The sequence below is a fragment of the Streptomyces nymphaeiformis genome (assembly GCF_014203895.1).
GTDB lineage: Bacteria > Actinomycetota > Actinomycetes > Streptomycetales > Streptomycetaceae > Streptomyces > Streptomyces nymphaeiformis.
Map to the genome: position 1 here is coordinate 134403 of NZ_JACHJY010000011.1, position 24664 is coordinate 159066.

At 72.6% G+C, this 24664-nt stretch carries 22 protein-coding genes and 1 pseudogene; 12 read left to right on the top strand and 11 right to left on the bottom strand.

Annotated elements, in window-relative coordinates; genetic code table 11:
* The 4 genes from GGE06_RS33885 to GGE06_RS33900 all read right to left on the bottom strand — a co-directional run bounded on the left by GGE06_RS33885 (position 1) and on the right by GGE06_RS33900 (position 5702).
* Entirely contained in the window at positions 1–1080 is a 1080-nt protein-coding gene (locus tag GGE06_RS33885; RefSeq protein WP_116160469.1) for a P1 family peptidase, read from the bottom strand.
* Positions 1081–1106: 26 nt separating this feature from the next.
* Positions 1107–1883, bottom strand: coding sequence for an SDR family oxidoreductase (locus tag GGE06_RS33890; RefSeq protein WP_184932578.1), 777 nt, complete (start codon positions 1881–1883; stop codon positions 1107–1109).
* Positions 1884–2025: 142 nt separating this feature from the next.
* Positions 2026–4488, bottom strand: a complete 2463-nt coding sequence (locus tag GGE06_RS43545) for an ATP-binding protein (RefSeq protein ID WP_184932579.1) — start codon at positions 4486–4488, stop codon at positions 2026–2028.
* Positions 4489–4520: 32 nt separating this feature from the next.
* Entirely contained in the window at positions 4521–5702 is a 1182-nt protein-coding gene (locus GGE06_RS33900; RefSeq protein WP_116160472.1) for a low temperature requirement protein A, read from the bottom strand.
* 115 nt (positions 5703–5817) lie between these two features.
* On the opposite strand from GGE06_RS33900, the gene GGE06_RS33905 reads away from it, so the two are divergent.
* The 6 genes and pseudogenes from GGE06_RS33905 to GGE06_RS33930 all read left to right on the top strand — a co-directional run bounded on the left by GGE06_RS33905 (position 5818) and on the right by GGE06_RS33930 (position 11107).
* Positions 5818–6963, top strand: a complete 1146-nt coding sequence (locus GGE06_RS33905) for an MFS transporter (protein WP_184932580.1) — start codon at positions 5818–5820, stop codon at positions 6961–6963.
* Complete coding sequence (locus GGE06_RS33910; RefSeq protein WP_116160474.1) at positions 6960–9284, top strand: molybdopterin oxidoreductase family protein; 2325 nt, start codon at positions 6960–6962, stop codon at positions 9282–9284. The genes GGE06_RS33905 and GGE06_RS33910 overlap by 4 nt, the downstream gene beginning before the upstream one ends.
* 7 nt (positions 9285–9291) lie before the next feature.
* Entirely contained in the window at positions 9292–9891 is a 600-nt protein-coding gene (locus tag GGE06_RS33915) for a 4Fe-4S dicluster domain-containing protein (protein WP_116160475.1), read from the top strand.
* On the top strand, positions 9888–10526 hold the full coding sequence (locus GGE06_RS33920; protein WP_184932581.1) for a QcrA and Rieske domain-containing protein: 639 nt from the start codon (positions 9888–9890) through the stop codon (positions 10524–10526). The genes GGE06_RS33915 and GGE06_RS33920 overlap by 4 nt, the downstream gene beginning before the upstream one ends.
* Before the next feature lie 5 nt (positions 10527–10531).
* Positions 10532–10840, top strand: a pseudogene (locus GGE06_RS33925) (hypothetical protein); the annotation flags it as partial.
* Positions 10841–10882: 42 nt separating this feature from the next.
* A complete protein-coding gene (locus GGE06_RS33930) occupies positions 10883–11107 on the top strand; it encodes a hypothetical protein (protein WP_116160477.1) in 225 nt (74 codons plus the stop codon).
* Between the two features lie 19 nt (positions 11108–11126).
* On the opposite strand, the gene mscL is transcribed toward GGE06_RS33930, so the two are convergent.
* From mscL to GGE06_RS33960, 6 genes are all read right to left on the bottom strand, one after another.
* On the bottom strand, positions 11127–11648 hold the full coding sequence (gene mscL, locus GGE06_RS33935) for a large conductance mechanosensitive channel protein MscL (protein WP_116160478.1): 522 nt from the start codon (positions 11646–11648) through the stop codon (positions 11127–11129).
* A 126-nt stretch (positions 11649–11774) separates the two neighbouring features.
* Positions 11775–12287, bottom strand: a complete 513-nt coding sequence (locus GGE06_RS33940; RefSeq protein WP_184932582.1) for a hypothetical protein — start codon at positions 12285–12287, stop codon at positions 11775–11777.
* Positions 12288–12410: 123 nt separating this feature from the next.
* Positions 12411–13256: an S-methyl-5'-thioadenosine phosphorylase gene (locus GGE06_RS33945; RefSeq protein ID WP_116160480.1), complete on the bottom strand. Its 846-nt coding sequence runs from the start codon at positions 13254–13256 to the stop codon at positions 12411–12413.
* A gap of 97 nt (positions 13257–13353) precedes the next feature.
* The gene (locus GGE06_RS33950) at positions 13354–13677 is read right to left on the bottom strand and encodes an FmdB family zinc ribbon protein (protein WP_116160481.1); all 324 of its coding nucleotides are present in this window, start codon (positions 13675–13677) and stop codon (positions 13354–13356) included.
* Positions 13678–13745: 68 nt separating this feature from the next.
* On the bottom strand, positions 13746–15026 hold the full coding sequence (locus GGE06_RS33955) for an MFS transporter (protein ID WP_184932583.1): 1281 nt from the start codon (positions 15024–15026) through the stop codon (positions 13746–13748).
* Between the two features lie 252 nt (positions 15027–15278).
* Positions 15279–16892, bottom strand: a complete 1614-nt coding sequence (locus GGE06_RS33960; protein ID WP_246532916.1) for a potassium/proton antiporter — start codon at positions 16890–16892, stop codon at positions 15279–15281.
* Between the two features lie 214 nt (positions 16893–17106).
* Between GGE06_RS33960 and GGE06_RS33965 the strand changes: the two genes are divergently transcribed.
* The gene (locus GGE06_RS33965; RefSeq protein WP_184932584.1) at positions 17107–19854 is read left to right on the top strand and encodes a penicillin acylase family protein; all 2748 of its coding nucleotides are present in this window, start codon (positions 17107–17109) and stop codon (positions 19852–19854) included.
* 18 nt (positions 19855–19872) lie between these two features.
* Here GGE06_RS33965 and GGE06_RS33970 read toward each other — a convergent pair whose 3' ends face one another.
* Positions 19873–20475: a 5-formyltetrahydrofolate cyclo-ligase gene (locus GGE06_RS33970; protein ID WP_184932585.1), complete on the bottom strand. Its 603-nt coding sequence runs from the start codon at positions 20473–20475 to the stop codon at positions 19873–19875.
* A gap of 104 nt (positions 20476–20579) precedes the next feature.
* On the opposite strand from GGE06_RS33970, the gene galU reads away from it, so the two are divergent.
* From galU to GGE06_RS33995, 5 genes are read left to right on the top strand one after another with little or no spacing between them, the layout of a single operon-like run.
* A complete protein-coding gene (galU, locus tag GGE06_RS33975; RefSeq protein ID WP_116160485.1) occupies positions 20580–21491 on the top strand; it encodes a UTP--glucose-1-phosphate uridylyltransferase GalU in 912 nt (303 codons plus the stop codon).
* 4 nt (positions 21492–21495) lie between these two features.
* Entirely contained in the window at positions 21496–22845 is a 1350-nt protein-coding gene (glp, locus tag GGE06_RS33980; RefSeq protein ID WP_376582317.1) for a molybdotransferase-like divisome protein Glp, read from the top strand.
* Positions 22846–22904: 59 nt separating this feature from the next.
* Positions 22905–23390, top strand: a complete 486-nt coding sequence (gene moaC, locus GGE06_RS33985) for a cyclic pyranopterin monophosphate synthase MoaC (RefSeq protein WP_116160486.1) — start codon at positions 22905–22907, stop codon at positions 23388–23390.
* Positions 23387–23953: a MogA/MoaB family molybdenum cofactor biosynthesis protein gene (locus tag GGE06_RS33990; protein WP_181924610.1), complete on the top strand. Its 567-nt coding sequence runs from the start codon at positions 23387–23389 to the stop codon at positions 23951–23953. Before moaC ends, GGE06_RS33990 begins: the two co-directional genes overlap by 4 nt.
* Positions 23950–24561: a GNAT family N-acetyltransferase gene (locus GGE06_RS33995; protein ID WP_116160487.1), complete on the top strand. Its 612-nt coding sequence runs from the start codon at positions 23950–23952 to the stop codon at positions 24559–24561. Before GGE06_RS33990 ends, GGE06_RS33995 begins: the two co-directional genes overlap by 4 nt.
* The last annotated feature ends 103 nt before the right edge of the window (positions 24562–24664 follow it).

A 24664-nucleotide genomic window follows, 5' to 3' on the forward strand; every position in this document is an offset into this window, starting at 1 on the left:
TTACCGGGAGTACGCCTCCGCGTCCGTCCCGTACAGCTCGCGGTACGAGGGGAAGTCGCCGCCCGGACCGCGCAGGCCGCCCGGGGCGGCGAGGAGGGCGCGGACGATCGCCCGGGTCACGAGGTCCGCGCCGGCCGCCAGGACCTCGTTCAGGGCGAGCGGGCCCGGCCCCTCCGGCAGCTCCCGCGCCCCCGTGGCGAGCGCGAAGACCGTGTCCCCGTCGTTCATCAGGTGCACCGGGCGCACCGCGCGCGCGATGCCGTCGTGCGCCGTGCCCGCGACCTTCTGCGCCTGGGCCCGGGTCAGCGCGGCGTCCGTGGCGACGACGGCGAGCGTCGTGTTCATCGGGGGAGGGGCGGCGGCCTTCCGCGCCTCCGCGAGGCGCCGCCGGGCCGCCTCGTGGACCTCGGTAGCCGGGAAGGCGGGCCGGCCGGGCTCGAAGTAGCTGCCGTAGGGGACGCCGGTCGTCGGGTCGACGGCCGAGCCGACCGCGTTCACGACGACGAGTGCGGCGACCGTGATCCCCGACTCCAGGACGGTGCTCGCCGTCCCCACCCCGCCGCGCAGCCCGCCGGCCACGGCCCCGGTGCCCGCGCCGACCGCGCCCGTCTCCACGCGCGCGTGGTCCCCGCTCGCGGCGGCCGCCTCCGCCGCGGCCCGGCCCGTCGAGGCGTCCGGGCGGGCGGTGAAGTCGCCGCCCCGGCCCAGGTCGAAGACGCACGCGGCGGGCACCACCGGTACGACGTGGGACGGGTCGGGGCCCACGCGCACGCCGCGGTTCCGCTCCGCCAGCCAGGCCATCACCCCGGCGGCGGAATCCAGGCCGTACGCGCTGCCGCCGGTCAGGACGACCGCGTCGATCCGCTGGACCACGTTCCGCGGGTCCAGGGCGTCCGTCTCCCGCGTGCCGGGGCCGCCGCCCCGTACGTCCACGGCGGCGACGGCCCCGCCCTCCGGGGCGAGGACCACCGTGGTGCCGCTCAGCGCCCCGGGCCCGGCCACGCGCGCGTGGCCCACGCGCAGCCCGCTCACGTCGGTGATCGCGTCCCGCCGGTTCGTCGTCTCCTCGGGCAGTGTCATGTCCCCTGCCTACCACGGGTCTTGGCTCAGCGCTTCGGACCGAGGTACGTGCCGCCGGAGGCGTCGATCACCGTGCCGGTGATCCAGCGGCCGTCCTCCGAGGCCAGGAAGGCCACCGGGTCGGCGATGTCCTCCGGCTGCCCGACCCACGGCAGCGCCTGACCGTCGATCAGCATGCCCTCCAGCTGCGGCATCGCGGCGAGGGCGGCGGTGAGCTCGCCGGTCTGCGTCGGCCCGGGGGCGACCGTGTTGACGGTGATCCGGCGCGGTCCGACGACGTTGGCGAGGGTGCGGGTGAAGGTCTCCATCGCGCCCTTCGTCATCGCGTACGCCAGTTCGTCGGCGAGCGCGATGCGGGTGACGGCCGAACCGATGTTGATGATCCGGCCGCCGTCCCGCAGCACCGGCAGGAGGCCCTGCACGAGGAAGTACGGCGCCCGGACGTTGACCGCGAAGACGCGGTCGAACTGCTCGGGGGTCTCGTCCGCGAGGTGCCCGCCGGAGGCGGTCGCGGCGGCGTTGTTGACCAGGACGTCGAGTGCCGCCTCGCCGGTGTGGGCGGCGAGGCCGGCCCGGACGCCCTCGACGAGCGCGGTCACGCCGTCGGGCGTGGCCAGGTCGGCCCCGACGGAGAACGCCCGCCCGCCGTCCCGGACGATCAGGTCCACGGTCTCCTGCGCGGCGGCGGCGTCCTGCCCGTAGTGCACGGCGACGACCATCCCGTCGCCGGCGAGCCGACGGGCGATGGCCCGCCCGATGCCGCGGGAGGAACCGGTGACGAGGGCGGTGCGGGGCTGCGACATGGCGTTCTCCTCGGTCTGCGGCCCGGGGCGGTTCCCCGGGTCACGGAAGGAACACTCGCGCGACGCGCTGACGAACCACTGACGACGGACTGACACCCGCTGACGGCGCCCACACCGCGGGCAGGGGGCCCGTCGGGGACCGTCAGCCCGGCAGCCCCGCCCGGCGTGCCGTCTCCCGTGCGCGGGTGCGGTCCGCCGAGGCCGACTCCGGGTCCCCCGCCGCCTCGTGGACCGCGGCGCGGCGGTGGAGGAGGTCCACGATGTCCTCGGCGACGCCCAGGGACTCGAAGAGGGTCAGGGCCTCCGCGAGGAGGGGGAGGGGGTCCGGGGAGTGCGCCGCGAGGCCCTCCAGGGCCGTTGCCGTGCCCCAGCGTTCGCCCAGCGCCCGGAATTCGGTGAGGGCCTCCAGGAACAGCGCCTCCGAGGACGCCAGGTGGGCGTTGCCCACCAGGCCCAGGGCGTGCGACCAGGCGTCGTCGCCCAGGCGGAGGCCCTCCAGGGGGCCGATGGACGTCGACCAGAGGAAGGCCGTGTACGGCTGCCGCAGCGGAGCCGTACGCCCGGTGAGGAACCCCCGCGCCCGGTCCAGGTGTTCGCCCTCCCGCAGGCCCGCCGCCAGGACGCACAGCGCGTACTCCTCGCCGAGTTCCGCCGTCGGCTCCACCCGGTCCAGAAGCTCCGCGACCGGCGCCGCCACCCGGCCCCGGAGGCCGCGCAGCCACCAGTACGGACTGAGCGCCGCCACCAGCCGCAGCCCGTCCTCCGGCGTCCCGCGCCGCAGCGCCGCCCGCAGGTTCGCGTCCTCCGCGTCCAGCCGGGCCAGCCACTCCAGCTGCCGGGGGCCGCGCAGTTCGGGGTCGGCCGCCACGGCCAGGTCCCGGTAGTACGCGTGGTGCGCGGCGACCGCCGGGTCCCCCTCCGGGAGCCGCTCGGCGGCGTACGCCCGGATCGTCTCCAGCATCCGGTACCGGCCGTCGTCCCGTACCTCCACCAGCGACTTCTCCACCAGCGACGCCAGCGCGTCCGCGTCCGCCCCGCACACCCGGGCCACCGCCTCCGCCGTCGCCCCGCCCCGGAACACCGAGAGCCGCGCGGCCAGTTCCCGCTCGCCGGGTTCGAGCAGCGACCAGCTCCACTCCACCACGGCCCGCAGCGTGCGGTGCCGCTCCGGCGCCGTGCGGTCCCCGCGCGAGAGCAGCTCGAACCGCGCCCCGAGACCGTCCGCCAGCTCCTCCACGGACAGGGTCCGCAGCCGGGCCGCCGCCAGCTCGACGGCGAGCGGCAGCCCGTCGAGGCCCGCGCAGAGCTCCGCCACGCGCGCGTGGCCCGTGAAACCGGGCCGGACCGCCGCCGCCCGCCGCACGAACAGCTCCTCCGCCGCCTCCGGCGCCAGCGCGCCGAGCGGCAGCAGGGACTCCCCGGTGATGCCGAGCGCCTCCCGGCTCGTCGTCAGCACCCGCAGCCCCGGGCAGGCGGCGAGCAGCCGCCGTACGAGGAGTGCCGTCTCCGCGACGACGTGCTCGCAGTTGTCCACGACCAGCAGCGCCGGCCGCCCGGCCAGGGCCGCCTCGAGCCGCGCCGCCCCCCGCACCCCGAGCGCCGCCGCGAACGCCTCCCCGACCTCACCGGAAGCGGATCCCGGCCCCGTACCCCCCACCGCGCCCAGGTCCACGAACCCCACCTCCCCCGGCAGGCCCGCCCCCACCTCCACCGCCAGTCGGGTCTTGCCCGCGCCTCCCGGTCCCACCAGGGTCACCAGCCGTGCGGCGCCCAGCAGCGCCGTCAGCCGTTCCCGTTCCCGTTCGCGGCCCACGAAGTCCGTCAGGGGTGCCGGCAGAGGGGGGACGGAACGGTCCCGCGTCGCCGGCCCGCCCCGCAGTACCTCCAGGTGTACGGCCGACAGCTCCGGTGACGGATCCGCCCCCAGTTCCTCGGCGAGGGCCGCCCGTACCTCCTCGTACACCGCGAGCGCCTCCGCCTGCCGCCCCGTCGCGCCGAGCGCCCGCATCTGCAGCCCCCGCAGCCGCTCCCGCAGCGGCTGCTCCCGTACCGACTCCTCCAACTCCCGTACGAGGCCGGTCAGGTCGCCGCCGACGGCCAGCTCGGCGGCCGCCCACTCCTCCACCACGTCGAGCCGCAGCGCCTCGAGGCGGGCCGCCTGGGCCGCTGCGAACGGTGCGTCCCGTACGTCGGCGAGCGCCGGGCCCCGCCAGAGTCCGAGCGCCTCCCGCAGCAGGCCGGCCGCGCGGGCGGGGTCGCCGCCCGCCCTCGCGCCTTCCCCGGCGAGCGCCTCGAAGCGCAGGGCGTCCACGTCCGCGGCCGGGTCCCCGACCGCCAGCCGGTATCCGGCCGGCGAGAACTCCACCGTCACGCCCGGCGGGAGGGTCCGGCGCAGCCGGGACACCTGGGCCTGGAGCGCCCCCTGCGCGCCGGCCGGGGGCTCGTCCCCGTACAGCCCGTCGACGAGCCGCTCCACCGGGACGGTCCTGCCCGCGTCGAGGAGGAGCCGGGCGAGCAGTGCGCGGACCTTGGGGCCGCCGACGGCGGGGACCGGTGCTCCGGTGGCGTCCGCCATCGCGAGCGGCCCGAGGAGGTGGAAGATCATGTGCGGATTGTGGCCCGGCGGACGGCTGCCCGTCAGGCCGTCTCCGCCGTCGCGCGCGTACGCGGGTTGCGCGCCGTCAGCGTCACCCCGACCGCGACCGTGACCGCCGCGACGATCCCGGCCGCGAGCACCGCCCAGCGACCCGCGAACGAGCACATCAGGATCGCGAACGACGCGACCGGCAGGACCAGTTGCTGCGCGATGCCGACCTTGAAGTAGCGGGCGTGCAGCAGCCACACCGACAGCAGGAACACGGCCGACGGGATCGTCACGGCGGCCGAGGCCGCGAGCGTGGAGAGGTGGGCCTTGCCCACGGCCTGCTCGACGGCGATCTCCAGGCCCGCCCCGACGGCCGCGGCCGACGCGAAGATCACGTAGTGGCCGTAGCCCCACAGGAAGCCCTGGCGGCTGGAGGTCAGCCGGTCGTGGGCGGGCACGACGAAGTAGATCCACCAGGCGGAGAAGACGAGCAGCAGACCGCCCGCGGCGATCGGCAGCACCTCGCCGAGGGCGTCGTTCTCCGCGATGCCCGTCTTCACGGCGACCGTCGCCGCGGCGACCGTCTCGCCCAGCACGATGATGGTGAACAGGCCGTACCGCTCGGCGATGTGGTGCGGGTGCCAGTTGCTGGGGGCGTCCTTCTCCGCGTACACCGGCACCGCCATCTCGGCGAGCGCCATGACCAGGAACACCCACGGGCGGGCCGGCTCGGGCGCGAGGAGCAGCGCGAGCCAGCCGACCTGGACGACGAGGACCCCGCCCGCGTACCGGCGGCACATCGTCCGTTCGGCCGGGGCGGTGGCGTGGTGGGCGGCGCGCAGCCACTGCGAGGCCATGGCGAGCCGCATCACCACGTAGCCGATGTAGACGACGAGGAAGTCGTGCTCCTCGAAGGCGCGGGTGACGCCGGCGGCGAGGATCAGCACGCCGGCGATCTGGAGGAGGGTGATGATCCGGTAGAGGACGTCGTCGTTGTCGTAGGCCGAGGCGAACCAGGAGAAGTTCATCCAGGCCCACCAGATCGCGAAGAAGATCATCGCGTAGTTGGCGATGCCCTGGCCGGCGTGGCCCTCGGCGACGGCGTGCACGAGCTCGGCGCCCGCCTGGGCGACGGCCACGACGAAACACAGGTCGAAGAAGAGCTCCAGGGGAGTGGCGACCCGGTGGGACTCCTCGCGGGAGCGGGCGGTGAGGGGCAGGAACGGTTGTGTCATGGCCCCAGCACAGCAGAGCGGGCGGCGGGCCCGCTCCCCTGGCACGCCCGCCACGCTTCACCCTCAAAGTGGCCAAAACGGGACTGAACGGGGTATACGCCCTTACCGTGGCCGCGTGACCGAGCCACCGCAGACAGCCGAGCCGAGCCCCCCGTCCGGCGCCGCCCCCGCCCCGGGCCCCGCGCCCGGCGTCACCGCGGACGGCGGCCCCTCGCCGCAGGCCCCCGCCGCCGTGCGCCGCCGCGCCGTCCTCGCCGGCACCGCCGTCTCCGTCCTGCTGATCCTCGCGATCGTCTTCGGCAGCCGTCTGCTCCGCGACTTCGACTCGGCCCTCCTGCCCTACGCCGTGGCCACCGTCTTCCTCGCCTTCGGCGTCGCCTACCGCTACACGGTCTGGATCTCCGCCCCCGGCGCCCGCCGCCTCTTCCGGCAGGGCTGGCGCTCCTTCTTCTCGGCCGCGAACTTCCGCCGGGCACCCACCGCCCTGCCGAGGATGATCGCCACCTACCTCGGCTTCCAGAAGTTCCTCGGCGCCCGCTCGCACGCCCGCTGGGCCGCCCACCAGCTCCTCTTCTGGGGCTGTCTGCTCGCCGCGGCGATCACCTTCCCCCTCACCTGGGGCTGGTTCACCTTCACCTCCGCCACCGGCTCCGGACCCGGTTACGAGATGCGGATCTGGGGCTTCGAGATCATCGGCTTCGACGCCCTCGGCTTCCTCGGCTGGCTCATGTTCCACGGCCTCGACATCGCCGCCGTCCTCGTCATCGCCGGCGCCGCCTACTTCCTCTGGCGCCGCATGAAGGACCGGGGCGCCATCACCGGCCAGCGCTTCGCCTACGACCTGGTACCGCTGATCGCCCTCGTCGTCATCTCGGTCACCGGGCTGCTGCTGACCTTCTCCTCGATCTTCCTGCACGGCGGCGGCTACCAGTTCCTCGCCGTCCTCCACATGGTGTCCGTCGTCTTCACCCTCATCTACATCCCCTTCGGGAAGTTCTTCCACATCGTCCAGCGGCCCGCCGCCGTCGGCATGCAGCTCTTCAAGTACACCTCCCGTCGTACGGGCGAGGGCGAGGGCGAGGTCCTCGTCTGCCGCCGTTGCCACGAGCCCATCGACACCGCCCCGTACGTGGCGAACCTGCGCGGCACCATGCGCGACCTCGACCTCGGCTTCGACGAATGGGCCGAGTACTGCCCCCGCTGCAAACGCGTCCTCCGCGGCGCCGCCTACCTCGACCACGTGAAGAAGGGCTTCAAGTGACCGCGACCGACCCCGCGACCACCCCCGGTCGGCCGCTGCCGCTCGACCCCTCGCTCGCCCCGCCCGGCACCCGGAACTTCCGCGACGCCGGAGGCATCCCCGCCGACCGCTGGCACGCCGACCAGCACGGCGAGACCCTCGTCCCCACCCACTGCTGCTTCTGCGGCGTCCAGTGCGGCATGTACCTCCGCGTCGACCACCACGGCAAGGTCTTCGGCGTCGAACCCCGCAACCACGACATCAACCGCATGCGGCTCTGCCCCAAGGGCATCAACGCGTACCAGCAGGTCAACCACCCCGACCGGCTCACCGCACCCCTCATGCGCCGCAACCGCGACGAGGAGTTCCACGAGGTCAGCTGGGAAGAGGCCCTCGACCACACCGTCGCCGAGATCCGCCGCGTCCAGGGGCAGCACGGCAACGACGCCTTCGGGCTCCTCGGCGGCGCCAGCCTCTTCTCCGAGAAGACCTACCTCGTCGGCAAGTTCGCCCGCGTCGCCCTCAAGTCCCGGCACGTCGACTACAACGGTCGCCTCTGCATGGTCTCCGCCGCCGGAGCCAACAAACTCGCCTTCGGCATCGACCGCGCCGGCAACCCCTTCTCCGACATCCTCCTCACCGACTGCCTCCTCATCGCCGGCTCCAACGTCGGCGAATGCTTCCCCGTCATGACCCAGTACCTGTGGGGAGCCCGCGACCGGGGCGCCACCCTCATCGTCGTCGACCCCCGCGAGACCGCGATCGCGCGCACCGCCGACGTCCACGTCGCCCTCAAGCCCGGCACCGACTCGGCCTTCTTCAACGCCGTCCTGCACGTCGTCGTCGCCGAAGGCCTCACCGACGAGGCCTACCTCGCCGCACACACCACCGGCTGGGACGAGGTCAGGAAGACCGTCGCCGACTACCCGCCCGCCCGCTCCGCCGAGATCTGCGGCGTCCCCGAGGAACAGATCGTCCAGGTCGCCCGCATGTTCGCCGGCGCCGACAAGGCCATGGCCTGGCACGCCCGCGGCGTCGAACACCACTCCCAGGGCGTCGAGAACTGCCTGACCATCATCAACCTCTGCGTCGCCACCGGGAACATCGGCAGGCCCGGCGCCGGCTACGGCACCATCACCGGCCAGGGCAACGGCCAGGGCGGCCGCGAACACGGCCAGAAGTCCGACCTCCTCCCCGGCGGCCGCTCCATCACCAACCCCGAGCACCGCCGCCAGATCTGCGAGATCTGGGGCATCGAGGAATCAGAACTCCCACCCGCCGGCACCTCCATGATGGAGATGGTCTGGCAGATGCAGCGCCAGGAGATCCGCGGCCTCATCGGCATCTGCAACAACCCCTTCGTCTCCCTCCCGAACCACGCCACCGTCAAGGACGGCTACGACACCCTCGAATTCCACGCCCAGTTCGACTTCTTCCTCTCCGAGACCGCCGCCAACGCCCACGTCGTCTTCCCCGTCACCGTCTGGGCCGAGGACGAGGGCGTCATGGCCAACGCCGAGGCCCGCGTCGTCAAGCACAACAAGGCCCAGGAACCCCCCGCCGGCGTCCGCACCGACACCTGGGTCCTCTGCGAACTCGCCAAACGGCTCGGCGCCGGCGACAAGTTCGCCTTCCCCGACTCCCGCTCCGTCTTCGAGGAGCTCCGCACCGCCTCCGCCGGAACCGTCAACGACTACTACGGCATCACGTACGAACGCCTGGAGGAGACCGGCGGCATCGCCTGGCCCTGCCCGAGCACCGACCACCCCGGCACCCCCCGCCTCTTCGAGGACGGCCGCACCTACCACCCCGACGGCAGGATCCACCTGCAGACCGTCGCCTGGCACCCGCCCATGGACCCGTACAGCGACGAGTACCCCCTCTCGCTCACCACCGGCCGCACCGTCGCCCACTTCCTCTCCGGCAACCAGACCCGCCGCCTCGGCGCCCTCGTCGAACAGACCCCCCGCCCCTGGGTCGAGGTCCACCCCTCGCACGGCTTCCGCAACGGCGACCCCGTCCGCGTCGTCACCCGCCGCGGCAGCGAGGTCTTCCCCGCACTCGTCACCGAGGCCATCCGCCCCGACACCGTCTTCGTGCCCTACCACTGGCCCGTCCCCACGGCCGCGAACGCCCTCACCATCGACGCCCTCGACCCGCGCTCCAAGATCCCGGAGTACAAGGTGTGCGCCGCCCGCATCGAGGCCGCCGACCGCGTCGACGAGGTCCCCGCCCCGCCCACCGCCCCCGGACACCAGGCCTACCCGGAGACCCAGGTCTCCCGCACCGACCCGCTGCCCCCCACCTCCCCCCAGGGCCGCGGCACCGCGGAGAGGAGCTGACCCGCACATGATGGGCCGCACGATCTTCATCGACCCCGGCCGCTGCATCGGCTGCCAGGCCTGCGTCTCCGCCTGCCGCGAATGCGACTCGCACCGCGGCAAGTCGATGATCCACCTCGACTACCCCGACGAGGGCCACTCCGTCGCCTCCCTCCCCACCGTCTGCATGCACTGCGAGGACCCCGTCGCCCCCTGCGCCGAGGTCTGCCCCGCCGACGCGATCCTCGTCACCGCCGACGGCGTCGTGCAGCAGGCCGACACCACCCGCTGCATCGGCTGCGCCAACTGCGTCAACGCCTGCCCCTTCGGCGTACCGAAGATCGACCTCCAGGCGAAGCTCCAGATGAAGTGCAACCTCTGCTACGACCGCACCGCCTACGGCCTCGCCCCGATGTGCGCCACCGTCTGCCCCACCGGCGCCCTCTTCTACGGAACCCTCGACGAGCTGCGCGCCGAGCGGCCCGGCGTCCAGGTCGCCGACTCCTTCACCTTCGGCACCACGACCGTCTCCACCGGGGTGGCGATGGTCGTCCCCGCCGACAAGGTCCGGTGGCCGGTGCCCGGCGGGCTCCCCGTCGTCGAGATCAACGGAAGGGACGTACGTTGAGCGTCACCGACCCCCAGCCGCCCGCGCCCGACGCCGCTCGCACCGACGCGGCCCGGGAAGCGCTCCACGACCGGATCGCCGCCGACTCCCTCACCACCCGCCGCGACTACCTGCGGATCGTCGCCACCGTCTCCGGCGGCCTCGCCGTCGGAGGCGTCGCCGTCGCGTCCGGCATCCTGCAGCGGCACGGCGACCCCGACGGCCTCCCCGCGATCAAGAAGATCGCCGACCGGATCGAACCCGGCGAGTCGCTCGCCTTCCGCTACCCGGGGGACGAGGACCGGGCGATCGCCGTCCGCATGGACGACGGCACCCTCGCCGGCTACTCCGCCGTCTGCACCCACCTCGCCTGCGCCGTCCTGTGGCGCAGGGACCGGGGGAGCGAGGGCGAGCTGTACTGCCCCTGCCACGAGGGCGTCTTCGACGCCCGCACGGGCGAGGTCACCGCCGGGCCGCCCCCGCGCGGCCTGCCCAAGGTCATCCTGATCGAGCAGGTCGACGGCAGCGTCTGGGCCATCGGCACCGCCCGCTCCGGCGAGAGCCTCCAGGAGGGCTACTGCCGCCAACGTGGCGAGGGCAGCCCCCTCTGCACGCGCCTGGAGGGCGGGGCCACGGAGAGGAGTGAGGGCGCGTGACCGATGTGAACCGGCCCGTGCACAGGCGGTATCCGCAGATCCGGGCCACCAGCGGGTACGGCGATCCGCGGATCCGGCACACCGGGCCCGGGCCCGGTGCGGGGGCCGAGCAGGAGCCGGAGCGGTCGTCGAAGCTGTCGGCGCGGCTGGCGCTGGCGCTCACGGTGGTGATCGGCCAGCTCTGGGGGCTGACCGTCGTGGTGGACGAGTGGATGTCCGGTAACACCGGCACCGCCTGGTGGGGCGCGGGCTTCCTCGTCCTGTCGTTCCTGGTGGTCCTGGGCCTCTGGGTGATCGACCCGAAAGACCGCTGATCAGAGGGGTACGGGGCGGGCGGGCAGGCGTAGTCTGAAGAGATGAGCACCGCCCCCGCCCACGGACCGCGAGACGCGAAGCAGCCCGGCATGAAGTCCAGCCCCGAGAACACTCCGAAGAAGCCGGTACTCGTCTTCGACGATCCGCTGGACCAGCAATCCGCGGACGACACGGACCGCGGGTGGGGCGAGCGGCCTCCGGCCGGCGGCGACAGCGCCGCCGACCTCGCGCGCTTCCTCGACGAGAAGCCGCCGCACCACCTCTGACACCGGCGTGTCCCGCCGGTCAGGAGGTGGAGTGCGCCCCCGCGCCCCCACCGCCGGCGACCGCGGAGCCCGGCGTCGTGTTGTTCACGTGCGGGCCGCGCTGGGCGACCAGGTGGTCGCGGATCTCCTTGAGGACCTCCAGCTCGCTGACCTCCAGGACCTCCTCGACGCCCTCCTTCGCCTTCTCGTGCGCGGCGCGCTTGGCGAGGATCTTCGCCATCGGCAGCACCATGAGGAAGTAGACGACGGCCGCGGTGATCAGGAAGCTCAGCACCGCGCTGAGGACCAGACCCCACTGGATCTGGATGCCCTGCATCTCCCCGTTGACCACCACGCACGCGCCCCTGAGGCAGGACGCGTAGCTCTCCAGGTCCTTGGTGCCGAAGGCGCCGACGATCGGGTTGATGATCCCCTTGACCACCGAGTTCACGATGTTCGTGAAGGCGGCACCGATGACGACCGCCACCGCCAGGTCGATCACGTTGCCCCGCATCAGGAAGGCCTTGAAGCCTCCCAGCAAACTTTCCTTCTTCTCGGCCACCGAGGTGCCTTTCGTCGCCTGTGAAATCCCGTGTACCGCTGTGTGCGGAGCCATTAGGCCGTGAACGACGCAAGGGCGTCCAATCCGTACACACGGGACGGTGACTTGACAGCGAGTCAGTGCGAATCAGCACACCGTCACCGCCAGTCGGGACGTGACACCGGCACCTGCCAGCACCGCCGCCGTCGACCGCGGCACGGACAGGACGACGAGCGCCCCTCCGTCCGCCCGGGTCTCGTCCTGCCGTGGCACGTCAGCCACTCGGGCGCCCGCGGCGACCACCCGCGCCTCGCTCCCGCCGCCCGGGGGCGAGTCGGGCGCGGCGATGACGTCGACCCGGTCGCCGGGCCGCAGGAGTCGTACGGTCGCGGCGTCGGCGATCCGGACCGGCGCGGACACCAGGGGTGCGGGGGCGGGCGGCCGCGCGCGGGCGGGCGCCGGCCGTGGCGGTGCGGCCGGAGCGACGCCCGTGTTCGCGACGGCGAGCGCACCCGCCGTCAGGGCCAGGAGCAGCGCCGGGACGAGCCGCCCGCGCCGGAGCGCCCGCCGCAGCCGGTGCCGGGCGCCCCCGACCCGTAGCGGCTCGAACGCCGGGACCGTGCAGGGGGGAGGGACGGAGGAGGAGGTCGTCATGGTCATGGGAGTGCCGCCTGTCCTGTCGGGAACGGGATGTGCCCCCACTCTCCCGACTCCGTCGCCGTCCCGCTCCGGCCTGAGGATCACCCCGTGCCTGTGGACAACTTCCCCGCTCTCACGGGTGATTCACGGCAGCTCGATCCCCAGGTCCCAGCCCTCGTGCGCCCGTGTGCACAGGCAGTCCCGGTCCACCGTCGCCGGCAGCGCCCCCACCGCGTCGAAGAGCACCTCCCGCAGCCGTCCCACGTTCTCGCCGAAGACCCGCAGGACCTCGGTGTGCGAGACGCCGTCGCCGGTCTCGGCGCCCGCGTCCAGGTCGGTGACGAGGGCGAGCGAGGTGTAGCAGAGGCCCAGTTCGCGGGCGAGGACGGCCTCGGGGTGCCCGGTCATGCCGACGACGGACCAGCCGGCGGCGGCGTGCCAGCGCGACTCGGCGCGGGTGGAGAAGCGGGGGCCCTCGACGACGACCATCGTGCCGCCGTCCACCGGCTCCCAGTCCCGTCCCCGGGCGGCCTTGACCGCGATCCGCCGCCCGTCCGGGCAGTAGGGGTCGGCGAAGGTCACGTGGACGACGTTGGGCACGGCCCCGTCGGCCCGCCGTTCCCCGTCGAAGTAGGTCTGCGCCCGGCTCTTCGTGCGGTCGACGAGCTGGTCGGGCACGACGAGGGTGCCGGGGCCGTACTCCTCGCGCAGTCCGCCGACGGCGCAGGGCCCGAGGACCTGCCGTACGCCCACGGAGCGCAGTGCCCAGAGGTTGGCGCGGTAGTTGATCCGGTGCGGCGGGACGGTGTGCCCGCGGCCGTGCCGGGGGAGGAAGGCGACCCGCCGGCCGGCGATCTCGCCGAGGAACAGGGAGTCGCTGGGGCTGCCGTACGGGGTGTCGACGGACACCTCGGTGACGTCCTCCAGGAACGAGTAGAACCCGGAGCCGCCGATCACGCCGATGTCCGCGTACACGTCATGGTTGGCCATGCCGGTCACCCTACGCAGGACCCGCGGAGGCGCGGGTCGTACGGGAGACACCGAGGGCCCCGTCGCACACGGCGACGGGGCCCTCGGGGAAGTACGGTCAGGCGGCCGAGCTTCCGGTGCTCGACGAGGACGTCGAGGAGGAGGAAGCGGTCGACGCGGCCGGCTTCGCGTCCGAAGAGGACGAGGAAGACGACGACGACGTGGTCGAGGACTTCGACGAGGCCGGCGAGCTGCTGGACGACGAGCCGCGGCTGTCGTTCCGGTAGAAGCCGGAGCCCTTGAAGACGATGCCGACGGCCGAGAACACCTTCTTGAGGCGTCCGTGGCAGCTGGGGCACTCGGTCAGGGCGTCATCGGTGAACTTCTGCACCGCCTCGAGGCCTTCGCCGCACTCGGTGCACTGGTACTGGTAGGTCGGCACTTGACTTCCTCCTGGCACTCACACTCATCGAGTGCTAACGACGATCCATAGTGACGTATTCCCGGGGCTCAGTCCACCGCCACGGGCACGCGGTGACCGATACCACGTGCCGCGACCCGGCTCGCCTCGCGGGGTCGCAGCCGCGACCGCAGGGCGAGCAGCGTGGTCAGGGCGAGGGCCGTGCCCGCCATCGGCACCAGGAATCCGGTGCTCGCGCCGTGGGCGTCGGCGAGGCGGCCGGCGACCGTGACGGCGGCGGCCTGGCCGAGCGCGACGGCGCCGGTGAGCCAGGTGAAGGCCTCGGTGCGGGCCGAGGCCGGGATGAGGGTCTCGACGATGGTGTAGCCGGTGATCAGGGCGGGGGCGATGCACAGGCCGACGACGAGGCCCAGGGCGCCGAGGAGCAGCATGGAGTGCGCGGTCCACAGCAGGGAGGCGGCGACGGTGAGGCCCGCGTAGCCCAGGATCAGGCGGCGGCGGGGGCCGGTCTTCCAGGCGATGGCGCCCATGGCGATGCCGGCGAGCATGTTGCCGGCGGCGAAGATCCCGTACAGGAGGCCGTTGGCGCCGGGGTTGCCGATCTCCTCGGTGAAGGCGGTGAGGGAGACCTGCATGCCGCCGAAGACGGAGCCGATGCCGAGGAAGGCGACGACGAGGACGCGGACGCCGGGGATGGACAGGGCGGAGCGGTGCGGCTCGCCGCTGCCGTGGCCGGTCGCGGCGGTCAGGCCGTACGCGGGCTGGGTGGCGCGCTGTGCGGCGAAGAACAGGCCGCCGACGAGGGTGAGGGCGGCCTCGGCGATCAGGCCGGCGGCGGGGTGGATGCCGGTGCACAGGGCGGTCGCGAGGACGGGGCCGACGACGAAGGTGAACTCGTCGGTGACGGATTCGAAGGCGGCGGCCGTCGGCATCAGCGGGGTGCCGTCCAGCTTGGCGGCCCAGCGGGCCCGGACCATCGGGCCGACCTGCGGCACCGAGGCGCCGGAGGGCACGGCGGCCAGGAACAGCGCCCAGAGCGGGGCGCCGCTCAGGGCGAGGGCCACGAGCAGGGAGACGGACGCGGTGTGGACGAGGACGCCGGGGATCAGGACGGCGCGCTGGCCGAAGCGGTCGGCGAGCTTGCCGCTCTGGGGGGCGAAGAGCGCCATGGAGACGCCGGTGACGGCGGCGACCGCGCCGGCGCTGCCGAAGGATCCGGTGGTGTGCTGCACGAGCAGGACGATGCCGATGGTCAGCATCGCGAAGGGCTGCCGGGCGGCGAAGCCGGGGAGCAGGAAGGACAGGGCACCGGGGGTGCGCAGCAGCCGGCCATAGCCGGGCCGCTTGTCCGTGATGACCGTGGACGCCACGGTCCTTGCCTTTCTGCCGCCTGGTAGCGCGCTCCCTGCACGGTGGTGCGGGTGTCGCCGAGAGCTGTCCTCATGCGCGTTACTGCGGTAGATACCGGGCCGGCCCCACTGCGGAGGGGCGCCACGGCCGCCATACGGTCGCGCCAGCTCTGCGTCAGGCAGAGTTGGTTCGATCTGGTGTGCCTTCATGCTACAGGGAAGAGCGTCTTCCCGCCTGGGAAAACGCTCCCGTACCTGAATTAATGCCTGCGATTAACCGGAAGTTTTCTTCTGTTCGGAAGTTTTCTTCCACGGGCCCTCGCCCGGTACGTGCTTCCGCGCGTCGCCGCCCGGCAGGTGGAACCGTCCCGTGGCCGTCGGCGCCGAGGCCGCCGTCGCGCCCCCGGTGCCGAGCCAGCCGGCGAGCTTGCCGCCCTGGCCGACGGCCCGGAGCCGTCGTTCGGTGGCGTCCCGTACGGGGTCGGTGGCGACGACGAGGAGTTCGTCGCCGTGCCGCAGGACGGTCGCGGGCCCGGGGACGAAGCTGCTGTCCTCCCGTACGACGAGGGTGACCGCGGCTCCTGCGGGCAGGCGCAGCTCGGCGACCTCGACGCCGTGCATCCGGGAGCGCTCGGGGATGGCGACGGAGAGCAGGTGTCCGCGCAGTCGTTCCAGCGGGGCGGACTCGACGCCGAGGTCGGCGGCCTCGGCGGAGTCGCCCAGCTTGAGGGCCTTCGCGAGCCAGGGCAGCGTCGGGCCCTGGACGAGGGTGTAGACGACGACGAGGACGAAGACGATGTTGAAGATCCGCTCGCTGCCTTCGATCCCCGACACCATGGGGATGGTGGCGAGGATGATGGGGACGGCTCCGCGCAGGCCGGCCCAGGACATCAGGGCCTGCTCCTGCCAGGGGATCCGGAAGGGCACGAGGCTGATCAGGACCTCCATGGGCCGCGCGACCACCGTCAGGACGAGGCCGATGACGACGGCGGGCCAGAAGTCGTGGACGAGCTCGTGCGGGGTGACGAGCAGGCCGAGCAGGACGAACATGCCGATCTGCGCGATCCAGCCGAGTCCCTCGGCGAAGCCGCGGTTCGCGGGCGCGTGGGGCAGCTTGGCGTTGCCGAGGACCATCGAGGCCAGGTAGACGGCGAGGAAGCCGGAGCCGTGGGCCATGGCTCCGGCGGCGTACGCGACGACGGCGATGGCCATGACGGCGATCGGGTACAGGCCGGAGGCGGGCAGGGCGACGTGCCGCAGCCCGTAGGCGCCGACGAGGCCGACGACGAGGCCGACGGCGACGCCGATGGCGAGTTCGAGGGCTATCTCGGCGACGAGGACCCACCAGTGCTCGACGGGTCCCGCGGTGGAGAAGGCGACGACGAGGATGACGACGGGGGCGTCGTTGAAGCCGGACTCGGCCTCCAGGACGCCGGTGACGCGCGAGGGGAGGGGCACCTTGCGCAGGACGGAGAAGACGGCGGCGGCGTCGGTGGAGGAGACGACGGCGCCGATGATCAGTGCCTGGCGCCAGTCGAGGCCGACGAGGTAGTGGGCGCCGGCGGCGGTGATGCCGACGCTGACGGCGACGCCGACGGTGGAGAGGACGATCGCGGCGGGGAGCGCCGGCTTGATCTCCTTCCACTTCGTGCCGAGGCCGCCCTCGGCGAGGATCACGACGAGGGCCGCGTAGCCGATGACCTGCGTGAGTTCCGCGTTGTCGAAGGCGACGTTGCCGATGCCGTCCTGTCCGATGGCGATGCCGATGCCCAGGTAGAGCAGCAGGCTGGGGAGCCCGCTCCGGGAGGAGATCCGCACGGCCGCCACCGCCACGAGCAGGACGAGTGAGCTGACGAGCAGGAGTTCGTTGAGCTGGTGGACAGTCAGTGGCCGTTCCTTCCCCTCACGTGCGGCTGGATCGTTCCTCCAGCGGCCGGTACTTCGTTACCTTACCTAATCTTTAACGTTTTCTTGACGCTCTCTTTGCGTCTCGTCGCTCACCAGTACGGTTCTCTTCCTGACACCGAGTCCGGGCCGTCCGGACGCTGCGCCTAAGGTTGCTCCCGTACCCCAGGATCACCCTGCCCCTCGAAGGACAGCGATGCCCTCCAACACGACCGCGCCCCCCGGCAAGAAGACCGCCAAGAAGAAAGGGCGGCGTGCCCGCCTTCTCCTCCTCGTCCTGGTCCTCGCCTTGGTCGCGGGCATCGGCTTCGGCGGCTACTGGGGTGTCAGCACCGTCCGGGCCTCGTTCCCGCAGACGACCGGCGAGATCCGTCTCGACCAGCTCTCCGCGGACGTCGAGGTGAAGCGGGACGCCAACGGCATCCCGCAGATCTACGCCGACGACGAGGCGGACCTCTTCCGCGCCCAGGGCTACGTCCAGGCGCAGGACCGGTTCTACGAGATGGACGTCCGCCGCCACGTGACCGCCGGCCGGCTCTCCGAGATGTTCGGCGAGAGCCAGGTCGACACCGACGCCTTCCTGCGCACCCTCGGCTGGCGCCGGGTGGCGCAGGAGGAGTACGACAAGGTCCTGTCGCCGGAGACGAAGAAGTACCTCCAGGCGTACGCGGAGGGCGTCAACGCCTACCTGAAGGACCGCGCCCCGAAGGACGTCTCCGTCGAGTACGCGGCGCTCGCCCTCACCGACGACTACACGATCGAGCCGTGGACCCCGGTCGACTCGGTGGCCTGGCTCAAGGCGATGGCCTGGGACCTGCGCGGCAACATGCAGGACGAGATCGACCGCTCGCTGATGACGAGCCGGCTGAGCGCGAAGCAGATCAAGCAGCTGTACCCGGAGTACCCGTACGCGCTCCACCAGCCGATCGTCGACAAGGGCGCGGTCGACGGGTCCACCGGCGCGTTCGACCCGAAGGCCGACGCGAGCGAGGGCGACGGGACGACCACCGGCGACACCGCGGGCACCGGCCCGGGCGGTTCCGGCGGCGTCTCCTCCCAGCTCGGCGCGCTCTCCGAGGTCCTCGACACCGTCCCCGCGCTGCTCGGCCCGAACGGCAACGGCATCGGCTCGAACTCCTGGGTCGTCTCCGGCCGGCTCACCACCTCCGGCAAGCCGCTGCTCGCCAACGACCCGCACCTCGCGCCCCAGCTGCCGTCCCTCTGGTACCAGATGGGCCTGCACTGCCGCTCGGTCTCGGCGACCTGCCGCTACGACGTCGCCGGCTACACCTTCTCCGGCATGCCCGGCGTGATCATCGGCCACAACGACAAGATCGCCTGGGGTCTCACCAACCTCGGCGCCGACGTGACCGACCTCTACCTGGAGAAGATCGGCCCCGACGGCTACCTCGTCGACGGCAAGGTCAAGCCGTTCACGAGCCGCGAGGAGACCATCAAGGTCGCCGGCGGCGAGGACCGCAAGATCACCGTCCGCTCCACCGGGCACGGCCCGCTCGTCTCCGACCGCTCCTCCGAGCTGGAGACCGTCGGCCAGAAGGCCCCCGTCGGCAACGCCGCCCCCGACCGCGGCACCGGCTACGGCGTCTCCCTCCAGTGGACCGCCCTCCAGCCGGGCAAGTCGATGGACGCGATCTTCGCGCTCGACCGCGCCAAGGACTTCACCACCTTCCGGGCTGCCGCGAAGAACTTCGAGGTCCCCTCCCAGAACCTGATCTACGCCGACACCGAGGGCAACATCGGCTACCAGTCCCCGGGCAAGATCCCGCAGCGCACCAAGGGCGACGGCACCCTGCCCGCGCCCGGCTGGGACTCCTCGTACAAGTGGAAGGGCTACATCCCCTTCGAGAAGCTGCCGTACGAGGAGAACCCGAAGCGCGGCTACATCGTCACCGCCAACCAGGCCGTCATCGACGAGAAGACCTACCCCGACCTGCTCACCAAGGACTGGGGCTACGGCTCGCGCAGCCAGCGGATCAACGACCTCATCGAGTCGAAGACCAAGGACGGCGGCAAGATCTCGCCGGACGACATGCGGACCATGCAGACGGACAACCGCAGCGAGATCGCGACGCTGCTCAACCCGCTCCTGCTGAAGATCGACATCTCCGACCCGTCCGTCCGCGAGGCGCAGAAGCTCCTGGAGGGCTGGGACTACACCCAGGAGCCCGACTCGGCCGCCGCCGCCTACTTCAACGCGGTCTGGCGCAACGTCCTCAAGCTCGCCTTCGGCAACAAGCTGCCCAAGGAGCTGCGCGCCGAGGGCGACTGCATCAACGTCCGCCCGGCCGAGGCCACCGGACCGGTCGACGAGCAGAACAAGCTCGTCCGCGAGTGCGGCGAGCGCGACCCCGACTCGGCGCAGCCGGACGGCGGCGACCGCTGGTACGAGGTGGTCCGCCCGCTGCTCAAGCAGGAGAAGAGCGAGTGGTGGGTCACCCCGGGCAACCGGCTCGACGCTCCCACCGAGACCCGTGACCAGCTGCTCGCCCAGGCCATGAAGGACGCCCGCTGGGAGCTGACCGCCAAGCTCGGCAAGGACGTCTCCACCTGGAGCTGGGGCCGGCTGCACCAGCTGACCCTGAAGAACCAGACCCTCGGCACCGCCGGCCCCGGCGTCGTGCAGAAGCTCCTCAACCGCGGCCCGTGGAACCTGGGCGGCGGCGAGGCGGCCGTCGACGCCACCGGCTGGAACGCGGCCGGCGGCTACGACGTCATCTGGGTGCCGTCGATGCGGATGGTCGTCAACGTCGGCGACTGGGACAAGTCCCGGTGGGTCAACCTGACCGGCGCCTCCGGCCACGCCTTCCACTCGAACTACACCGACCAGACGGACACCTGGGCGAAGGGCGAGCTGTACGACTGGGTCTACAGCAAGGCGGCGGTCGAGGCGGCCGTGAAGGACACGCTGGTCCTCAAGCCGTAAGGCCTGGGAAGCCGCTTCTCACGCCTCGGCGCCCGAGAAGCGGGTGACTCCCCGCGGGGTCACCACCGCGTGCACGGGGTGGTCGTGCGGTTCCTCCGGGACCCGGGCGACCACCTCGTCCGCGTAGAGGAGCACCACCAGGGCCGGATCCACGCCCGCGCGTGCGAGCCGGGCGAGGACCCGGTCGTACGAGCCGCCGCCCCGGCCGAGCCGCATCCCGCGTCCGTCGACGGCGAGGCCGGGCAGCAGCACGGTGTCGGCGGCGCACACGGCCTCGGGGCCGAGCCGGGGCCCGGTGGGCTCCAGGAGGCCGCGGCCGGCCTTCGCCAGCGCCTCCGGTCCCTCGTACGCCGCCCAGTCCAGGTCGTTGTCGGGGAGCAGGACGGGGAGCAGGACCCGCACCCCGCGCGCGTGGAGGGCGTCGAGCAGCGCGCGCGTGCCCGGTTCGCGGCCCACCGACACATAGGCGGCGACGGTGGCGGCCTCGGCGAGTTCGGAGAGCTCCATGCCCTGCCGGGCGAGGGATTCGGCGGATTCCACGAGGGATTCGGGGGGCAGTGCGGCGCGGGCGGCCAGAAGTCGGCTGCGCAGCATGGTCTTTTCGGACATCTCGGGTGTCATGACGGCCTCGTGTGCAGAAAGGAAATTCTCGTAACTGTCTTTATGTGAAGGAAGTTAACCGAAGCCACATCTTCTTCTCATTCCGAACGACTAAGGTGCACGGCATGAATCAGTCGCTCCCCAGGCTCGGTCGGATCAGCAAGGCTGTCATCCCCGCCGCCGGTCTCGGTACCCGCTTCCTCCCGGCGACCAAGGCGACGCCGAAGGAGATGCTGCCGGTCGTCGACAAGCCGGCGATCCAGTACGTCGTCGAGGAGGCCGCCGCGGCCGGGCTTTCGGACGTTCTGATGATCACCGGCCGGAACAAGCGTCCCCTGGAGGACCACTTCGACCGGAACTACGAGCTGGAGGAAGCTCTGAGCCGGAAGGGCGACGCGGCACGCCTCTCCAAGGTCCAGGAGTCCAGCGACCTGGCCACCATGCACTACGTCCGCCAGGGCGCCCCGCGCGGCCTCGGGCACGCCGTGCTCTGCGCCGCCCCGCACGTCGGCGACCAGCCCTTCGCGGTCCTCCTCGGCGACGACCTGATCGACCCGCGCGACCCGCTGCTCTCGCGGATGGTGGAGGTCCAGGAGCGGGAGGGCGGCAGCGTCATCGCCCTCATGGAGGTCGAGCCCTCGCAGATCCACCTCTACGGCTGCGCGGCGGTCGAGCCCACCGCCGACTCGGACGTGGTGAAGGTGACGGATCTGATCGAGAAGCCGGACCCGGGCGAGGCGCCGAGCAATTACGCGATCATCGGCCGTTATGTGCTGGATCCGGCCGTTTTCGACACGCTGCGGGAGACCGAGCCGGGCCGCGGCGGCGAGATCCAGCTGACCGACGCCCTGCAGAAACTCGCCTCGGACGAGAAGATCGGCGGCCCGGTGCACGGTGTCGTGTTCAAGGGCCGCCGCTATGACACCGGTGACCGCGGGGACTATCTGCGTGCCATTGTCAGACTCGCGTGCGAACGTGAAGATCTGGGACCGGACTTCCGGGCCTGGCTCCGGAGATACGTCAGCGAGGAGATGTAGCACCTTGAGCAGCAGCGCGGCACACGATCACGAGCACGACCACGCGGCAGGCGCGCCGGACCCCTGCGCGGGCCCGGCCCGCGGCCTGTGGTCGGTGGACGAGCACCTCGCCGACATCCTCGCGACGGTCTCCCCGCTCGAACCGATCGAGCTGCAACTCCTCGACGCCCAGGGCTGCGTCCTCGTCGAGGACGTGACGGTGCCGGTCGCGCTGCCCCCCTTCGACAACAGCTCCATGGACGGGTACGCGGTCCGGGTCGCCGATGTCACCGGCGCCACCGAGGAGTTCCCCGCCGTCCTCACCGTCATCGGCGACGTCGCCGCGGGCGCCGGCGGCCTGCCCGAGGTCGGCCCCGGCCAGGCCGCCCGGATCATGACCGGCGCCCCCCTGCCGCCCGGCGCCGAGGCCGTCGTCCCCGTCGAGTGGACCGACGGCGGTACGGGCGGGGGCGCGGCCACCGGCATGACCGCCGCGAGCACCGCCCCCGAGGGCGCGGCCGGCGAGGTCCGGGTCCACCGGTCCGCCGAGGCCGGCGCCCACGTCCGCAGGGCGGGCAGCGACGTACGGGCCGGGGAGCTCGCCCTCGCGGCGGGCACGGTCCTCGGGCCGCCGCAGATCGGCCTGCTCGCCGCGATCGGCCGGGGCACCGTGAAGGTCCGCCCCCGCCCCCGCGTGGTCGTCCTGTCCACCGGCAGCGAGCTGGTCCAGCCCGGAGAGCCGCTCGGCGAGGGCCAGATCCACGACTCCAACAGCTTCGCGCTCGCCGCCGCCGCGCGGGACGCCGGCGCCCTGGCGTACCGGGTGGGGGCCGTCGCCGACGACGCCGAGTCCCTGCGCGCCACCATCGAGGACCAGCTCATCCGGGCCGACCTGATCGTGACCACCGGCGGGGTGAGCGTCGGCGCGTACGACGTGGTGAAGGAGGCGCTGACCGCCGACGGCCAGGTCGACTTCCGCAAGCTGGCCATGCAGCCGGGCAAGCCGCAGGGCTTCGGCGCGGTCGGCGCCGAGCAGATCCCGCTGCTCGCCCTGCCGGGCAACCCGGTCTCGTCGTACGTCTCCTTCGAGCTGTTCGTGCGGCCCGCGATCCGCGCGCTGATGGGCGTCGAGGACCTGCAGCGGCCCCGGGTGCGGGCGGTGCTCGACGCGGGGAAGGCCCTGTCGTCGCCGGCCGGCCGCCGCCAGTTCCTGCGCGGCACGTACGACCCGGAGGCGGGCACCGTCACACCCGTGGGCGGTGCCGGCTCCCACCTGATCGCGGCCCTCGCGCACGCGGACTGCCTGCTCGTGGTCCCGGAGGAGACGGAGAGCGTGGAGCCGGGCGCCGAGCTGGAAGTGGTCCTCCTCGGCTGAGGGAGCGACGCTGGGGGTACGGTGTCGTCCTTCACACAGCGACCGGGAGTGTCACGGCCATGAGCACGCAGCAAGGTCTCACCCACATCGACGAGGCGGGCGCGGCCCGCATGGTCGACGTATCGGCGAAGGACGTCACGTCCCGCACCGCGCGCGCCAGCGGGCGGGTCCTCGTCTCGCCGCGCGTGATCGAGCTGCTGCGCGGCGAGGGCGTCCCGAAGGGCGACGCGCTCGCCACCGCCCGCATCGCCGGGATCATGGGCGCCAAGAAGACCCCGGACCTCATCCCGCTCTGCCACCCGCTGGCCGTCTCGGGCGTCACCCTGGACCTGGCGGTCACGGACGACGCGGTCGAGATCCTGGCGACGGTGAAGACCACGGACCGCACGGGCGTCGAGATGGAGGCCCTCACGGCGGTCTCGGTGGCGGCCCTGACCGTCGTCGACATGGTCAAGGCGGTCGACAAGGGCGCGGTCATCTCCGACGTGCGGGTGGAGGAGAAGACGGGCGGCAAGTCGGGCCACTGGACGAGGGCCGAGGCGTGACGCGCGCGGGCCGGGTGGCCGGGACGCACGAGGAGCACACGGAGCCCGCCCCCGGGGAGACCGGGGAGACACCGGCCGAGGCCTACCGCGCCCTCGTCGTCACCGCCTCCAACCGGGCCTCGGCCGGGGTGTACGAGGACAGGGGCGGTCCGCTGGTCGCCGAGGGCCTGACCCGGATGCGGTTCGCCGTGGACGGCCCGCAGGTCGTCCCGGACGGGGCGCCGGTCGAGGCGGCCCTGCGCGCCGGGGTCGCCGCCGGGTACGACGTGATCGTCACCACCGGCGGCACGGGCATCTCGCCCACCGACGAGACCCCCGAGGCGACCCGCCGGGTCCTGGAGCGGGAGGTCCCCGGCATCCCGGAGGCCATCCGCGCGTACGGCCGCGAGAAGGTCCCGACGGCGGCGCTCTCGCGCGGTCTGGCCGGGGTCGCGGGCGGCACGCTGATCGTGAACCTGCCGGGGTCCCCGGGCGGCGTGAAGGACGGGCTCGCCGTCCTGGAGCCGCTGCTCCGCCACGCCGTCGACCAGATCCGCGGCGGCGACCACCCGAGAGCGTCGTGATCCCCTCCTGGCCGGTGGTCCTCGTCGACGGCGAGGTGCTGCTCCGACCGATAAAGATGCGCGACCAGGCGGCCTGGCGCGAGGTGAACCGGCGCAACCGCGAATGGCTGCGGCCCTGGGAGGCCACGGTTCCGCCGGCGCCTCCGGGCGCGCCGGTCGCCCAGCGGCCCACGTTCCGTCAGATGGTGCGCCATCTGCGGTCGGAGGCGAACGCCGGGCGGATGCTGCCGTTCGTGATCGAGTACCGGGGGCGTCTCGTCGGCCAGTTGACGGTGGCCGGGATCACCTGGGGTTCGATGTGCTCGGGGCACGTGGGGTACTGGGTGGACAGCGAGGTGGCCGGGCGCGGGGTGATGCCGACGGCGGTCGCGCTCGCCGTCGACCACTGCTTCCGGGTGGTCGGGCTGCACCGCATGGAGGTGTGCATCCGCCCGGAGAACGGGCCGTCGCGCCGGGTGGTGGAGAAACTCGGTTTCCGCGAGGAGGGACTGCGGCCCCGGTACCTCCACATCGACGGCGCGTGGCGGGACCACCTGGTGTTCGCGCTGACGGCGGAAGAGGTGCCGGAAGGGCTGCTGAGGCGCTGGCACCAATCAAGAATGAAATAAGTGTTCGAATTAAATCGCCAGTTGGCGGTCAATCGATCTGAACAATCACAAAAAAGTTCAGTGATATCAGCCAGATCGTGCGACACACCGGGCCAATTGGCCG

Coding starts and splice junctions, on each gene's coding strand:
- GGE06_RS33885 (WP_116160469.1), bottom strand. CDS start 1,080: ATGACACTGCCCGAGGAGACGACGAACCGGCGGGACGCGATCACCGAC.
- GGE06_RS33890 (WP_184932578.1), bottom strand. CDS start 1,883: ATGTCGCAGCCCCGCACCGCCCTCGTCACCGGTTCCTCCCGCGGCATC.
- GGE06_RS43545 (WP_184932579.1), bottom strand. CDS start 4,488: ATGATCTTCCACCTCCTCGGGCCGCTCGCGATGGCGGACGCCACCGGA.
- GGE06_RS33900 (WP_116160472.1), bottom strand. CDS start 5,702: ATGACACAACCGTTCCTGCCCCTCACCGCCCGCTCCCGCGAGGAGTCC.
- GGE06_RS33915 (WP_116160475.1), top strand. CDS start 9,292: ATGATGGGCCGCACGATCTTCATCGACCCCGGCCGCTGCATCGGCTGC.
- GGE06_RS33930 (WP_116160477.1), top strand. CDS start 10,883: ATGAGCACCGCCCCCGCCCACGGACCGCGAGACGCGAAGCAGCCCGGC.
- GGE06_RS33940 (WP_184932582.1), bottom strand. CDS start 12,287: ATGACCATGACGACCTCCTCCTCCGTCCCTCCCCCCTGCACGGTCCCG.
- GGE06_RS33945 (WP_116160480.1), bottom strand. CDS start 13,256: ATGGCCAACCATGACGTGTACGCGGACATCGGCGTGATCGGCGGCTCC.
- GGE06_RS33965 (WP_184932584.1), top strand. CDS start 17,107: ATGCCCTCCAACACGACCGCGCCCCCCGGCAAGAAGACCGCCAAGAAG.
- GGE06_RS33970 (WP_184932585.1), bottom strand. CDS start 20,475: ATGACACCCGAGATGTCCGAAAAGACCATGCTGCGCAGCCGACTTCTG.
- galU (WP_116160485.1), top strand. CDS start 20,580: ATGAATCAGTCGCTCCCCAGGCTCGGTCGGATCAGCAAGGCTGTCATC.
- moaC (WP_116160486.1), top strand. CDS start 22,905: ATGAGCACGCAGCAAGGTCTCACCCACATCGACGAGGCGGGCGCGGCC.